Raw genomic sequence first — 13,875 nt, 5'->3', positions numbered from 1 at the left:
CCACACCTACGTTGTCCAGCCCGAGCACGCGTGGGAGCGGCTCAAGGCCCGCCTCAACAAGCCGCGCGACGTCGCCGCTCTCAAGGCGCTGGCCGCCTGGCGCGAGCGTCGTGCCCAGGAAACCGATCAGCCGCGCAGCCGCATCCTCAAGGACGACGCGCTGATCGAGCTCGCCATGCAGCGGCCGCTCAACCCCGAAAGCTTCGACAAGCTGCGCGCCGTGCAGCGCGGCTACGGCCGCTCCTCGGCCGCCGCCGAGATCGTCTCGATCCTCAAGGATGTCGAGGAGATGGGCAAGAACGAACTCCCCAAGCTCCCCGACCGCTATCGCGGCCCCTCGCCCAAGGGCGCCGTCGGCGACCTGCTCCGCGTGCTGCTCAAATCAGTCGCCGAAGACAACGGCGTCGCCTCCCGCATCATCGCCACCTCCGACGACATCGACGCCCTCGTCCTCGACGACGACGCGGACGTCCCCGCCCTGAAAGGCTGGCGCCGCAAACTCTTCGGCGACAAGGCCCTCGCCATCAAGCACGGCAAGCTCGGCCTCGCGGCCAGCAAACAGGGCGTGATCGAGATCGAGATACTGGACGACGACGAGGAGTAGGAACCACAGTCCCGCTTCTCCCATCCCACCCACCGGGTCACTCCCGCGAGTGGGATCAGCTTCCAGCGGAGCCCCTACCCCGCCACCACATCCGTCAGCTTGATCCCCAGCAGGCCCGCAAGCTGATCAAGCCGCCCCCGCAGGTGTTCCCCGTCGAGGAACGCCAGGTCCGGCGGCAGGCGCAGCTTAAGCACGCCCTTGTCGAGCGCGAAGCCGACGCGCGGCAGCACGCCCGGCATTGCCGCCGACATCGGGTAGGCCACCCGGAACGCCGCGCCGAGCAGGCGCGCCCGGGCGCTCATCTCGGGTCCGGAGAGCGCCAGCAGATCCTGGCTGATCGACTTGTGCTTCAGCCCCATGTAGCGCACCGCCAGCACCTCGGCGAGGAATGCGCGACCGGGGTGGTCGACACCCGTCGCCGAACCGTAGGCGACCATGTCCACGGCCTGCTCGCCGCGGTAGTCCGGGTGCCCACGCCAGCCGATATCGGCGAGGTAGCACGCGACCTTGCGCAGCCGCAGCTCCTCCGCCGACTCGGTGACGCCGGCGACCTTGAGGAACCCCGCCGTGAATTCGATCAGGTCGTTGGCATGCTCCGGCGAGCGCGAGCGGAGCACGCTCATCTGCTCGGCCATCTGCATCAGCGGATCGACCGACCGCTCCTCGTCATCGAGCAGCCCGTAGAGGTAGCCCTCGCGCACGCCCAGCGCCGAGAACACCACGGTGTCGAACTTGCCCGCCTTCAGCACCTCGATCATCACCGCCGCGCCATAGGGCACGAGGTCGCGGCGGCTGGAGCTGGCGAGTTCAGCGCCCTGATAGGCCTTACCCGATGCCACCGCCGAGACGATCTGCTCGCAGAGCTCGAGCATGTCGGCAGCCTCGACCTCGTAGTGCTGCACCATGTGCAGGGGATAGTCGCGCAGTACCTGATGCACCTTGGCGAGCGACCGCCAGGTGCCGCCGATGGCGCAGAACGACCCGCCCTGCCCGTTCAGCAGCGCCGACTTCTTCAGCCGGCGCTTGGCGATCGATTGCGCCTTCTCGGGCGACGTCTCGGAATCATCCTGCAGCCGGATGACGCCGAGCTCATGCGTCTCGCCGGTCGAATCGGTTCCCCCCTTGATCGAGGAGAGTTCGAGGCTGCCGCCGCCTAGATCGCCGACCACACCGGCGAATCCCGGCATGCCTGAGATTGCCCCGAGGGCCGCAAAATGCGCTTCCTCGGCGCCGCTGAGCACCGTGACCTTGCCGCCCATGATCTCTTCGACGGCGTCGACGAAGGCCTTGGCATTGGAAGCCTCTCGCACTGCGGACGTCGCGAGGATGTGGGTAGTTCCGACCCGCATCAGCCGCGACACCAGGGCGAAGCGCTGGATTGCCGTCAGCGCCCGGTCGATGTTCTCGTAGGCGATCTTGCCGGTCTGGGCGAGCCCGCGGCCCAGCGCACACGCGGTCTTCTCGTTGTAGAGCGGGGTCAGCGAGCGGGCGTGCCGCTCATAGACCACCAGTCGAACCGAGTTCGAGCCGATATCGAGCACAGCGACCGGGCGCGCACCCTTGAGGCGGCCCTGCGCGGTGGGGTCGGCGTCGACGCCCCAGTATTGGTTCACTCGGCAGCTCTCTCTTCGTTGTCGCGCTTGAGCGCGGTGCCGCGGCCGGAGAGGCTCGCATGCGTCATGAAATAGTCGTGCGCGTTGTAAGGTTCCTCGCCCTCCTTGGGCTTGATCCTATCGGAACTGCCGTCGGGAAGCACCTCCCAGCTCTGCTGGTTGTCCTTCAGGTACGCCACCATGGTGCGGTCGAGAATCTGCTCATGCACCGTATTGTTGAGAATCGGCACCATCACCTCGACGCGCCAGTCGAGGTTACGCTGCATGATGTCGGCCGAACTCATGTAGACCTTGGCCCGCCGCGACGGCATCGGCGCCCCCTGCCCGAAGCAGAAGATGCGGGAATGCTCGAGGAACCGCCCGACCACCGATTTCACCCGGATATTGTCGGAAAACCCCGGAATCCCGGGCCTCAGGCAGCAGATGCCGCGCACGATCAGCTCGATCTTCACGCCCTTGCGGCTCGCGTCGTAGAGCGCATCGATGATCTCGGGGTCCACCAGCGCGTTCATCTTGAGCCAGATATTGGCCGGCTCGTGCCGCTCGGCGAACTCGACCTCACGGGCGATATGGTCGAGCAGTGTCTGCCTCAGTGTCACAGGCGAATAGGCGATCGCCTCCATCTCCGCCGGGCGGGCATAGCCGGTGATGAAGTTGAATACCCGGGCGACGTCGCGGGTGATCGACGGGTCGGTCGTGAAATAGCTGAGGTCGGTATAGATCTTGGCGGTGATCGGGTGGTAGTTGCCGGTCCCCAGATGGCAATAGCTCACCAGCTTGCCGCCCTCGCGGCGCACCACCTGGCTCATCTTGGCGTGGGTCTTCAGCTCGATGAAGCCGAACACCACCTGCGCCCCGGCGCGCTCGAGGTCCCGGGCCCAGCGGATATTGGCTTCTTCATCGAAGCGGGCCTTGAGTTCCACCAGCGCGGTGACCGATTTCCCGGCCTCCGCCGCCTGCACCAGCGCCTTGACGATCGGGCTGTCCCGCGACGTGCGATAGAGCGTCTGCTTGATCGCCACCACGTCCGGGTCGCGCGCCGCCTGCATCAGGAACTGCGCGACGACGTCGAAACTCTCGAACGGATGGTGGACCAGCAGGTCCTTGGCGCGGATCGCCGCGAAGATATCGCCGTTGAAGTCGCGGATGCGCTCCGGGAAGCGCGGCATATAGGGCGTGAACTTCAGGTCCGGCCGGTCGATGTCGCAGATCTTGGCGGCATCGGCCAGGCCGAGGAACCCCTCCACCTCGAAGGTGTCGGTCGGCCCGATCCCCAAACGCTCGGAGATGTGGCGGCGCAGTGCCCGCGGCATCTTCTTTTCGATCTCGAGGCGGATCACCATGCCCCGGCGGCGCTGGCGCAGGGCGGATTCGAACTCCACCACCAGGTCCGCCGCCTCGTCGTCGATTTCGATTTCGCTGTCGCGGATGATCCGGAAGGCGCCCGAGCCGGAGACCTGGTAGCCCGGAAACATCTTGTCGATGAAGCGGTTGATCAGGGTGTCGATGGTCACCACCTCGACGCGGTTGGGCGCTGCCAGTTCCGGCGGCAGGGTGATGAACCGGTCGAGGTTCGAGGGCACACGCACCAATGCGGTCAGCGTCTGAGCCGTCCCCTCCCGCACCATCTCGAAAGCCAGTGTGAACCCGAGATTGGGGATAAAAGGGAATGGGTGCGCCGGATCGACCGCGATCGGCGTCAGCACCGGAAATATCTCTTCGCGGAACAGCTTTTGCAGGTATTTCACCTGCTCCGGCGTGAGGTCATCGGCCTCGTGGATCACCACGTCCTTGGCGAACAGTTCCTCGCGCAGCTGCTGCCAGTGGTCCTGCTGCTCGAGGTGCAGGTGCTGCGCCAGCGTCGCGATCTCCTCGAGTTGCTCGGCCGGCGAGAGCCCATCCGCGCTCTGCTTGGTCAGTCCGGCGCGCAGCTGGCCCTTCAGCCCCGCGACGCGCACCATGAAGAATTCATCGAGGTTGGTCGCCGAGATCGACACGAACCGCAGCCGCTCGAGCAGCGGGTGGTTGACGTTCCCCGCCTCCTCCAGCACGCGCATGTTGAACTGCAGCCAGCTCACCTCGCGGTTGACGAAGCGCGCCGGGCTCTGGCGCAGTTCCATCCCGTCCGGCGCCTCGCTTGTCTGCTCAGCGATTTCGCTCATCTCATTCATCGTCGTCGGCTCCGAGGTCGAAGGCCAGCTGGCGGTCGTCGCGCAGCGCGCTCCGCTGCCTGAGGGCGTCGCCGGCTATAGCACGGTTGATCGCCGTGCCGCGTTCGAGCGCCATGCGATCCATCATCTCCACCAGAGCTACCGCCTCTTCGGACGAGCGCTCCATGCGGGCCACCAGATAGGCGATGATCCTGGGTTCAACCGCCACCTGGCGATCGTCGAACAGCTTCACGAACATCTGTGACAATTGAATGTCGTCGCTCAGTGACACAGTGAAGTGCGCCGCGAGTCGTGCCCGCGACTTGAGATCATCGGTCGTGAACGGCCAGTTTGCAACCGGGTCCCGCGCCGTCAGCAGCAACGGGCGCCGGTCCCGCATCGACTGGTTGAGCAGGTGGAACAGTTCCGCCTCCGCGTAGCCGGCCCGATCGGCATCCTCCACCACCAGCGGCTGGGTGCCTCCGTCCCGCGACAGCGTCCCCGCCGTCGCCGGCGTCGCCCATCCGGCCTCGGCATAGTCGGCCCAGATGCGGGCCAGGTGCGACTTGCCGGCGCTCGCCGGTCCTTCGATCAGCGTCAGCGGCCCCGCCCAATGCGGAAAGGCCAGCACATGCGCGTGCGCCAGCCGGTTGCCCTCGCCGACGATGAAGTCGGCCTCGGCGTGGGACGGCTCGTGGCCGAGGTCCAGCGCCAGCTGGCCGCGCCCGGGAGCAACGGAGTCGGGGATGGTCATTTCTCCGCCGCAACGCGCGCCTTGCGCGTGGGCTTGCCGAGCACAGGTTCGGGTTCGATCGGCGCTTCGTCGGGGCCGAGATAGAGGCTCGATTGCTGGTACTTGGTCAGCGCATAGCGCGTTAGCACGCCCGAGATGGCCGCCAGCGGCACCGCCAGCAACAGCCCGACGAAGCCGAACAGCAGCGCGAAGGCGAACAGCGCGAACATCAGCCAGACCGGGTTGATGTTGATGCTCTGCCCGACCAGCTTGGGATAGAGGATGTTGCCCTCGAGGAACTGCCCGACGATGTAGATCACGAGGATGATCAGCACGAACACCCATCGGTCGGGCCAGAACTGCACCAGCGCCACGGTCATCGACAGCGCGAAACCGACGAGGAACCCGACATAGGGCACGAAGCTCAGGAGCCCGCCGATCAACCCGATGGCGAGCCCGTAGTTCAGCCCCGCCAGCGTCAGCGACGTCGCGTAGTAGGCGCACAGCACCAGGATCACCGAGCCCTGCCCGCGGATTACGCCGGCCATCGCCTTGTCGATATCGGCCAGGATGGCGCGAATCTCGCCGCGGTAGCTGCGCGGCAGCAATTCGTCGGCCTTCTTGACCATGCCTTCCCAGTCGACCAGCAGGTAGAAGGCGACCACCGGGGTGATGAACAGCACCGCGATGGTATTGATCACCGTCAGGCCGCTCTGCGCCAGCATCGCAGTGATGATGCCCGCGAACTCCACGCCGCGGCCGAGCAAATCGGTGAGGCTGTTCTCGAGCTGCGCCGTGCGCTCGGGCCCCAGCCACTCGGTGAATTGCGGCGCCCATTTCCTCAGCAGGGCCTGCAGGTCGGCCACATATCCGGGCAGGCCCGCGATGAGCCCGCCGATCTGCACCGCGACCAGCGGTACCAGCGCCAGCAGCAGCCCGAGCAGCAGGATGAGCACCATCAGCAGCACCAGCATGGCCGCCCACGAGCGTCCGATCCCCAGCTTCTGCAGCCAGTTGACCACCGGATTGAGGAGGTACGCCAGCGTCAACCCGACAACGAACGGGAGGAGAATCGAGCGGAATACCCAGAGCAGCAGGATCGCGACGAGGAACAGCGACACCCAGATGAGGACCTGGTTTCTCAGGCTCATCCTTTTGTGCGTCTCTTGCGTGACCGAGGTGGAGCGGTTATCAGCGCTCGTCAATTCCGCCACCCCTGAACTCCGGCGAACAGCCCATGTCCGACGCGCAAAACCTGCCATCAAACGGGCTTTCATACAAGCAGGCCGGCGTCGACATAGACGCAGGCAACGCGCTTGTCGAGGCCATCAAGCCCGCCGTCCGCTCGACCCGCCGCCCCGGCGCCGACGCCGAGATCGGCGGCTTCGGCGGCCTGTTCGATCTGAAGGCCGCCGGCTTCATCGATCCCATCCTAGTCGCCGCCAATGACGGGGTCGGCACCAAGCTCAAGATCGCCATCGAAACCGGCAATCACGGCACCATCGGCATCGACCTCGTCGCCATGTGCGTCAACGACATCATCGTGCAGGGCGCCGAACCGCTGTTCTTTCTCGATTACTTCGCCACCGGCAAGCTCGACGTCGCGACCGGCGCGGCGATCGTCGAGGGCATCGCCGAGGGCTGCCGCATCGCCGGCTGCGCGCTCATCGGCGGGGAAACCGCCGAGATGCCGGGCATGTACTCGGGCAAGGACTATGACCTCGCGGGCTTCGCCGTCGGCGCCGCCGAACGTGGCACGCTGCTACCGCGCGACGACCTCGCTGCCGGGGACGTGCTGGTCGCCATCGCCTCCTCCGGCGTCCACTCCAACGGCTATTCGCTGGTCAGGAGAATCGTCGAGGTCTCGGGCATCGACTGGTACCTGCCCGCCCCGTTCGAGCCCGGCAAGTCGCTCAGCGACGCGCTGCTCGTCCCCACCCGCATCTACGTGAAGCCGCTGCTGTCCGCGCTGAAGGCTGGCATCGGCATCAAGGCGCTCGCCCACATCACCGGCGGCGGGTTCATCGACAACATCCCGCGCGTCCTCCCCGACAGCCTCGCCGCGCATGTCGACCTGAGCCGGATCACAGTGCCAAAAGTCTTCGGCTGGCTCGCCCGCGTCGGCGGCCTCTCCGAGCGCGAGATGCTGCGCACCTTCAACTGCGGCGTCGGCATGCTCTGCGCCGTGGTGAAGGACGATGCGGACAAGCTCGTTGAACACCTTGCCGCCGCTGGCGAAACTGCCGCCATCGTCGGCGAGCTGCAGCCCCGCACCGGCGAGCCGGTCACCTTCGAAGGCACGCTCGGGCTGTGACTGAAGGCAAGAAGCGCGTCGCTATCCTGATCTCGGGCCGCGGCTCGAACATGTCCGCGCTGATCGAGGCCGCCAAGGCGCCCGACTATCCGGCGAGGATCGTTGGCGTCTTCGCCAACCGCCCCGACGCCGCCGGCCTCCCGATCGCGGCCAACTACGGCATCGCCACCGCCTGGCGCTGGCACAAGGACTATCCCAGCCGCACCGGGTTCGAGCTCGCGCTGGGCGACGTGCTGAAGCTCTGGCGCCCCGATATCATCGCGCTCGCCGGCTTCATGCGCATCCTCACCCCCGAATTCACGGCGAAATGGCAGGGCCGGATCATCAACATCCACCCCTCGCTGCTGCCGCTGCACCGCGGCCTCCATAGCCACGCCCAGGCGCTGGCCGACGGCGTCACGGAGCACGGCTGCACCGTCCATTTCGTCACCCCCGGCATGGACGAAGGCCCGACCATCCTCCAGGCCCGCGTCCCGGTCCTCCCCGGCGACACCCCGGAAACCCTGGCCGAGCGCGTGCTGGCCGAAGAACACCGGATCTACCCCGAGGCGCTGGCCATGGTGGCCCGCGGCGAAGCCCGCTTCGGCTGATACCCCCATCACCGGAATCGATCGAACCCATCGTCAAAATCGGTTCGACGCGACTCCATCCGCCGGTCCAAGCTCCAGCGGCACACACGGTCGACGTCCGACCTCCCAAACGGAAACCCCATGAAACTGCAATATTGGCTCCTGATCATCCTGCTTGGCGCAGTATGGGGCTCCTCGTTCCTGTTCAACGCTGTGCTGATCCGCGAGATTAGCCCGCCCTGGGTCGCTGCCGGCCGCGTCACCATCGGCGCGGCGATCTGCTGGCTGGTCTTCTTCGCCACGAGGAAGAAACTGCCGACCGACCCAAAGCTCTACCTGCAGTTCCTGATCCTCGGCATCCTAAACTACTCGATCCCCTTCGCCCTCTTCCCGTTTGCCGAACAGACGGTCGCCAGCGGCATCGTCGGGGTCATCAACGGCATGACCCCGATGACCACCGTCATCGTCTCGCAGCTGTGGCGGGGCGGCGAGAAGGCCAGCTGGAACAAGATCGTCGGCGTCGGCATCGGCTTTCTCGGCGCGCTGATCCTCTCCCTGCCCTCGCTCGGCGTCGGCGCATCGGCGCAGGTGCTGGGCCTCCTCGCCGCGCTGGTCGCGACGCTCTGCTATGCCCTGACCCTCAACTACGCCCGGCGCTTCGCCAAGGTCGAGCCCTACGCCGTCGCCTCGAGCTCGCTCACCGGCGCGGCGCTGGTCTCGGTCCCCATCGCGCTCATCTTCAGTGGCATCCCGGTGATCACGCTGCCCGAAACCTGGGCCGCGCTGTTCGGCATCTCGGTGTTCTCGACCAGCTTCAGCTTCCTCCTCGTCTACTGGCTGCTGCCGCGGGTCGGCGCGACCAACCTGTCGCTCAACACCTTCATCACCCCGATCTCGGCCATCCTCCTCGGCGTCCTCGTCCTCCACGAGCGCTTCGAGCCGGTCCACATCCTCGGCATATTCGTGATCTTCCTCGGCCTCGTCTTCATCGACGGCCGGCTGGTGAAGGGCTGGCGCAAGGCGCCGGCCTGAGCGTTCGATGAGGCAGGCCGGTTCGGCTACCAGTTCGGACGCGGCGTCGAGTCGCGATCGCCCTGGTCGTCCTGATCGACAGCCGTCTCTCCATCCGACGGCCCGAAGTTCGACTCCTCGCGCCCGGCCAACTCCGCGGTCGGCGTCGAGACGTCGATCACCATGCCGTTGAGGTCGCGGATCAGGCCGCGGGTCTGGCCATAGTCCAGCGCGACGGCCTCGGCGGCGATATCGGCGCCCATCGCCCGGGCGCGATCCAGCACCTCGAACACGTCGTCGACGACGAAGGTCAGGTAGGTCCCCTCATGCAGGAAGCCCCAGGCGGGCCGCGGCGTGAACTCGCTCACCTGATCGATGAGCCCGATCTGCACGCTCGGCTGACCCGCCGGGCTCAGCACGATGAACCAGTCGCTGTCGTAGACTGTCTCCAGCCCGAACAGCTGCCGATAGAAATCGGCGCTGGCGGCGAGGTCCTTGCAGAGCACGTTGTAGAGCACGCGAGTCAGGACGGCCATCGAAGCCTCCGCTGAACGAGGGGTGTCTCGCAAAACGGAGTGCGACGGCGACGGTTCCGCCAATCTGCAGGGTGAGACCTGAGTGGGTCGCTCTTGCGGTTTCTCAAGCGATTGGGCACATTCCAGCCAAACCCACCGCATGTCATCCCAGCGAAAGCTGGGATGACACCGAGGTGGTGGCTCGATCCCGTCGCAATTCGTTGGCCGGCAATCCGATCCAGTCGTCAATCAGCCGCCCAATCCCTCGACGATGGCGAAGGTACCGCGGCTTAGGCCCAGCCGCAGCTTCCTGGCGTTCTCGTAGTCGGCAGTCTCGTAAGCTGCCACGGCGTCGGCGTAGCTGGGGAACTCGACGATCATCGTGCGTGGAAGAAGCTCTCCCTCGACGATGGTCTGCTGCCCGCCGCGGGTGAGGAACTTCGCGCCCCTGCCCGCGAGGTAGGGGCCGACAAAGGCCTGGTAGACCCGGTAGGCCTCGGGATCGTCGACCACGTTGTTGACCACCCAATACCCCTTGGCCATTGCTTGCCCCCCGCGCTAAAGTCCCAGCTTCCGCTTCAAAATCTCGTTCAGCGCCTGCGGGTTGGCCTTGCCCCCCGAGGCCTTCATCGCCTGTCCGACGAACCAGCCGATCAGCGTCGGCTTCGCCAGCACCTTCGCCACCTGGTCCGGATTGGCGGCGATGATCTCGTCGACCACCTTCTCGATGGCGCCGAGATCGGTCACCTGCTTCATGCCGCGCCGCTCGACGATCTCCGCCGGATCGCCCTCGGGCTCTTCAGCGATGATCACCTGCAGCAGGTCCTTGGCGCCCTTGGACGAGATCGTCCCGGCCGCCACCAGATCGACGATCCCGGCGATCTGCCGCGGCATGATGTGCGTCTCGAAAGCCGACAGCCCCTGGCTGTTGGCATAGGCCGCGATATCGCCCGTGACGAGGTTGGCCACGGCCTTGCCGTCGCGTTTGGCCCCCCCCAACTTCACCGCTGCCTCGTAATAGTCGGCCGTCTCGCGCTCCAGCGTCAGCACCATCGCGTCATACGGCGTCACCCCATAGTCCTTGATGAAGCGCGCCTGCCGGTCGTCCGGCAGCTCCGGTAGATGCTGCGCCAGGTGGTCGATGAACGCCTGGTCGAATTCCAGCGGCAAAAGGTCCGGATCGGGGAAGTAGCGATAGTCGTGCGCCTCTTCCTTACTCCGCATCGAGCGCGTCTCGCCGGTCTTGGGGTCGTAGAGCCGCGTCTCCTGGTCGATCTTCCCGCCATCCTCGAGGATGTCGATCTGCCGCCGCGCCTCGAACTCGATGGCCTGGCCGGCAAAGCGGATGGAATTGACGTTCTTGATCTCGCAGCGCGTGCCGAACTCGCCGCCCGGCCGGCGCACCGAGACGTTGATGTCGGCCCGCATCGAGCCCTCTTCCATGTTGCCGTCGCAGGTGCCGAGGTACCTGAGGATCGTGCGCAGCTTCGAGAGGTATGCCTTCGCCTCGTCCGAATTCCGCAGGTCCGGCTTCGAGACGATCTCCATCAGCGCCACGCCCGAGCGGTTGAGGTCGACGAAGCTCATGTTCGGGTGCTGGTCGTGGATCGACTTGCCGGCGTCCTGCTCGAGATGCAACCGCTCGATGCCGATCTCGATATGGTCCTCGCCGCCCATGTCGAGGAACAGCGAGCCCTCGCCCACGATCGGGTCCTTGAACTGGGAGATCTGGTAGCCCTGCGGCAGGTCCGGATAGAAATAGTTCTTCCGGTCGAAGATCGAGCGCTTGTTGATCTGCGCCTTCAGCCCCAGCCCGGTCCGCACCGCCTGCCGCACGCATTCCTCGTTGATCACCGGCAGCATCCCCGGCATTGCCGCATCGACGAAGCTCACATTGGCGTTCGGCGGCGAGCCGAACTCCGTCGACGAGCCCGAGAACAGCTTGCTCTCCGAGGTCACCTGCGCATGCACTTCCATGCCGATGACGATTTCCCAGTCCCCCGTGGCGCCCTTGATGAAGCTCTTGGGATTGGGGGTGCGGGTATCGATGAGGGTCAAGTCGGAATGTCCTATTCTTCGGCGTCGGTCAGCGGACCGCGATATGGGGAAAGGCGCTTTTCCAGCCGGACGCTGGTTTGCGGGTCGCCACCCGGCGCGCCTTCGCGCTTCAGCACTAGGATGCGATAGCCCTGGTGCTGGTAAAAGTTCACCGCCCGCACGTTGTCGCTCAGCGTATCGAGCTGCACCCGGTCGGCACCCTCGAGCTCGAGGAACGATTCCATCCGCCTCAGCAGCAGCGTCCCGATGCCCTGGTTCTGCAGCGACGGGGTCACGAACAAGTACGGAATATACGCCCGGCTCCGGGCCCGCGCGCACCAGCCGACCGGTGAGCTGTCGATCTCGGCGACGATCGTCCGGTCGAGCAGTTCGTGCACGGCGATGCCAAGCCGGCGCTTCTCGTTCTGCCGGCTCGCCTGCTCGCCGGCGAGGAACGGCCTGAGGTCGCGCTCCCAGGCGAGCAGTGCAATGTCGGCGAGGCGCTCCGCCTCACTCGCCACCGCCTTGCGGATGATGATCTCCGGCGACGTCATTGGGGTCTCCATTGCTACGAGCCTAGCTCAGCCATGGCGCTTGCGCGCAGCGATAATGCCCTTTTCGTAGTTCACATTCCAGTTGATCAGCGTGCGCCAGATCAACTCGGCCTGGTCCTCGTCGAGCTCCAGCTCCTCGGCGCGCTTGCGCTGCTTGGCAATGATCGCCTCGATGCGCGTCGGGTCATAGGCTTCGTGCGGATCGGTCTTGATTTCGGCCATCCGCGTCACATACCCGTGCCGCTCCGCCAGCAGGCTGAGCAGCGCCTGGTCGATGCGGTCGATCTCCAGGCGCACGTCTTCCTTGGTCTGGCATTCGGCAGGGGTCTTGATCACGGGGAGGCACTCACGGCAGGACTTTGGCTGCTGCTGGTTTGCACCGGCAGAAATCGGATTGCAACCGCGAGACTGGTGCAGATTCCGCTCATCGGCCATTCAGCACCCGTTCATCAAAGCGGCAATCCGGCGGCCTTTTCGAGATTTGGCCTGCCCAAACCGGTAGCGGACCAGCGGAGCCTCCGCCCCCTGCCTCGCGGCTCCCCCACACCCGATGTCATCCCAGCGAAAACTGGAACCCCACTAACCACCTGATCCGGCAGAGAAAATGGGCCCAGCCTTGGCCGGGATGACATCGCGTTTGCGGAACTTATCCCCGCGATTCCACCCCATGATATTCTCCCCTCACCTTTCCGATGCGAGGTGCCGACGGGGCATCGCGGAAAGGGTTCGGGCTAGAGGGGAGCCGTTCCCTCTAGGGTTTGGTGGAAGCGTCCGCTTTGCGCACCACCGCGCCAAAAGACCGTTCGCGCTGGGGCGGGGCGAAAGTCCCAACCTTGTACAGTTGCCGGACGACCGGCTCAGGGACGAAGTCCCGCCCACGCCGCACCAGATGCGGCGAAACCGACCGAGACCCCCGATGGCGCGAGCCAGGCGGGCTTTCAGTGCTGCGTGACGCCGCTCAGTTCGCGGGCGATATGCTCCCACTCGGCCGAAACGCTCGCGGTCGCACGCTTCCGGCCCGCCCGGCGATACCAGTAGTCGGCATTGCCCATGTCCGCCTCGATCCAGTGCAACAGGGCGTGCACCCAGTCGAACTCGAACACGCCCTCCATCGCCTGGACGATGACATGGGCTTCATCCCATTCGGGGCCGACCTTCAGGCCGCCCTTCTTGATCCACCACAGGGCCTGCAGCGGCTTGGAGAGGTCCTTGGGCGGAGCCGACCAGTCGAGGGTCGTGAAAACATCGGCCATGGAGCCAATCCTCTGAAACGAAACCGCCGGTCTGGCCGGGAGTTCAACAAGTCTCAATTTGCGCATGAGCGGCAAATAGTGCCGAAACCGCCGGGCTTCAAGCGGTTTCGACGCCCTCAGTAATCACCACCACTTGTCGGGGCTGAAATCGATGCCCGCCGAGCGCTCGATGACGCGGCCCGCCGCAAACAGCGTCTCCTCGTCGAACGGCTTGCCGATCAGCTGCAATCCGAGCGGCAACCCGGCCGAATCCTTGCCCGCCGGCACGGCAATCCCAGGGAGCCCCGCCATGTTTACCGTCACCGTGAAGACGTCGTTCAGGTACATCTTCACCGGATCGGCCTTCATGTCCTCGTCGCCGATCCCGAACGCCGCCGACGGCGTCGCCGGCGTCAGGATGGCGTCGATGCCCTCGTTGAACACCGTCTCGAAGTCCCGCTTGATCAGCGTCCGCACCTTCTGCGCCTTGACGTAGTAGGCGTCGTAGTACCCAGCCGACAGCACGTATGTGCCGATCATGAT

Annotated in this window: 15 protein-coding genes; 4 read left to right on the top strand and 11 right to left on the bottom strand. The window is 65.7% G+C overall.

The features are described 5' to 3' along the window. Positions 1-604 (top strand): HRDC domain-containing protein (locus tag JWQ89_RS06355; RefSeq protein ID WP_299639395.1); only part of this gene is annotated, 604 nt, incomplete at its 5' end. A 74-nt stretch (positions 605-678) separates the two neighbouring features. On the opposite strand, the gene JWQ89_RS06350 is transcribed toward JWQ89_RS06355, so the two are convergent. The 4 genes from JWQ89_RS06350 to JWQ89_RS06335 are packed head-to-tail and all read right to left on the bottom strand — an operon-like array spanning position 679 to position 6,251. Beyond that, a complete protein-coding gene (locus JWQ89_RS06350) occupies positions 679-2,217 on the bottom strand; it encodes a Ppx/GppA phosphatase family protein (RefSeq protein ID WP_299639393.1) in 1,539 nt (512 codons plus the stop codon). Continuing rightward, positions 2,214-4,388 (bottom strand): RNA degradosome polyphosphate kinase, encoded by a 2,175-nt coding sequence (locus tag JWQ89_RS06345; protein WP_299639392.1) that lies wholly within the window; start codon positions 4,386-4,388, stop codon positions 2,214-2,216. The genes JWQ89_RS06350 and JWQ89_RS06345 overlap by 4 nt, the downstream gene beginning before the upstream one ends. Continuing rightward, positions 4,381-5,121: a hypothetical protein gene (locus JWQ89_RS06340; RefSeq protein ID WP_299639390.1), complete on the bottom strand. Its 741-nt coding sequence runs from the start codon at positions 5,119-5,121 to the stop codon at positions 4,381-4,383. Before JWQ89_RS06340 ends, JWQ89_RS06345 begins: the two co-directional genes overlap by 8 nt. Beyond that, on the bottom strand, positions 5,118-6,251 hold the full coding sequence (locus JWQ89_RS06335) for an AI-2E family transporter (RefSeq protein ID WP_299639388.1): 1,134 nt from the start codon (positions 6,249-6,251) through the stop codon (positions 5,118-5,120). The genes JWQ89_RS06340 and JWQ89_RS06335 overlap by 4 nt, the downstream gene beginning before the upstream one ends. 86 nt (positions 6,252-6,337) lie before the next feature. On the opposite strand from JWQ89_RS06335, the gene purM reads away from it, so the two are divergent. From purM to JWQ89_RS06320, 3 genes are all read left to right on the top strand, one after another. Next, positions 6,338-7,414: a phosphoribosylformylglycinamidine cyclo-ligase gene (gene purM, locus JWQ89_RS06330; RefSeq protein WP_299639386.1), complete on the top strand. Its 1,077-nt coding sequence runs from the start codon at positions 6,338-6,340 to the stop codon at positions 7,412-7,414. Continuing rightward, positions 7,411-8,004: a phosphoribosylglycinamide formyltransferase gene (gene purN, locus JWQ89_RS06325; protein WP_299639384.1), complete on the top strand. Its 594-nt coding sequence runs from the start codon at positions 7,411-7,413 to the stop codon at positions 8,002-8,004. The genes purM and purN overlap by 4 nt, the downstream gene beginning before the upstream one ends. 120 nt (positions 8,005-8,124) lie before the next feature. Continuing rightward, complete coding sequence (locus JWQ89_RS06320; RefSeq protein WP_299639382.1) at positions 8,125-9,015, top strand: DMT family transporter; 891 nt, start codon at positions 8,125-8,127, stop codon at positions 9,013-9,015. A gap of 26 nt (positions 9,016-9,041) precedes the next feature. On the opposite strand, the gene JWQ89_RS06315 is transcribed toward JWQ89_RS06320, so the two are convergent. From JWQ89_RS06315 to JWQ89_RS06285, 7 genes are all read right to left on the bottom strand, one after another. Further along, the gene (locus JWQ89_RS06315; protein ID WP_299639380.1) at positions 9,042-9,530 is read right to left on the bottom strand and encodes a VOC family protein; all 489 of its coding nucleotides are present in this window, start codon (positions 9,528-9,530) and stop codon (positions 9,042-9,044) included. 228 nt (positions 9,531-9,758) lie between these two features. Next, positions 9,759-10,052 carry a DUF1330 domain-containing protein gene (locus tag JWQ89_RS06310; RefSeq protein ID WP_299639378.1) on the bottom strand — a complete coding sequence of 98 codons (294 nt, stop codon included), beginning with the start codon at positions 10,050-10,052 and terminating at the stop codon, positions 9,759-9,761. A 15-nt stretch (positions 10,053-10,067) separates the two neighbouring features. Then, the gene (gatB, locus tag JWQ89_RS06305) at positions 10,068-11,567 is read right to left on the bottom strand and encodes an Asp-tRNA(Asn)/Glu-tRNA(Gln) amidotransferase subunit GatB (RefSeq protein ID WP_299639376.1); all 1,500 of its coding nucleotides are present in this window, start codon (positions 11,565-11,567) and stop codon (positions 10,068-10,070) included. An 11-nt stretch (positions 11,568-11,578) separates the two neighbouring features. After that, positions 11,579-12,100: a GNAT family N-acetyltransferase gene (locus JWQ89_RS06300; RefSeq protein ID WP_299639374.1), complete on the bottom strand. Its 522-nt coding sequence runs from the start codon at positions 12,098-12,100 to the stop codon at positions 11,579-11,581. A gap of 27 nt (positions 12,101-12,127) precedes the next feature. Beyond that, complete coding sequence (locus JWQ89_RS06295; protein WP_299639396.1) at positions 12,128-12,436, bottom strand: chorismate mutase; 309 nt, start codon at positions 12,434-12,436, stop codon at positions 12,128-12,130. 602 nt (positions 12,437-13,038) lie between these two features. Next, complete coding sequence (locus tag JWQ89_RS06290; RefSeq protein ID WP_299639372.1) at positions 13,039-13,353, bottom strand: hypothetical protein; 315 nt, start codon at positions 13,351-13,353, stop codon at positions 13,039-13,041. 123 nt (positions 13,354-13,476) lie between these two features. Beyond that, on the bottom strand, positions 13,477-13,875 hold a 399-nt coding region (locus tag JWQ89_RS06285; protein ID WP_299639370.1), incomplete at its 5' end, for an amidase.

Origin of the sequence: Devosia sp., from assembly GCF_028290645.1 — a bacterium.
Classification (GTDB): domain Bacteria; phylum Pseudomonadota; class Alphaproteobacteria; order Rhizobiales; family Devosiaceae; genus Devosia_A.
Note: the sequence above shows the minus strand (reverse complement) of the source record. Positions and strands in the feature narration are given on the sequence as shown.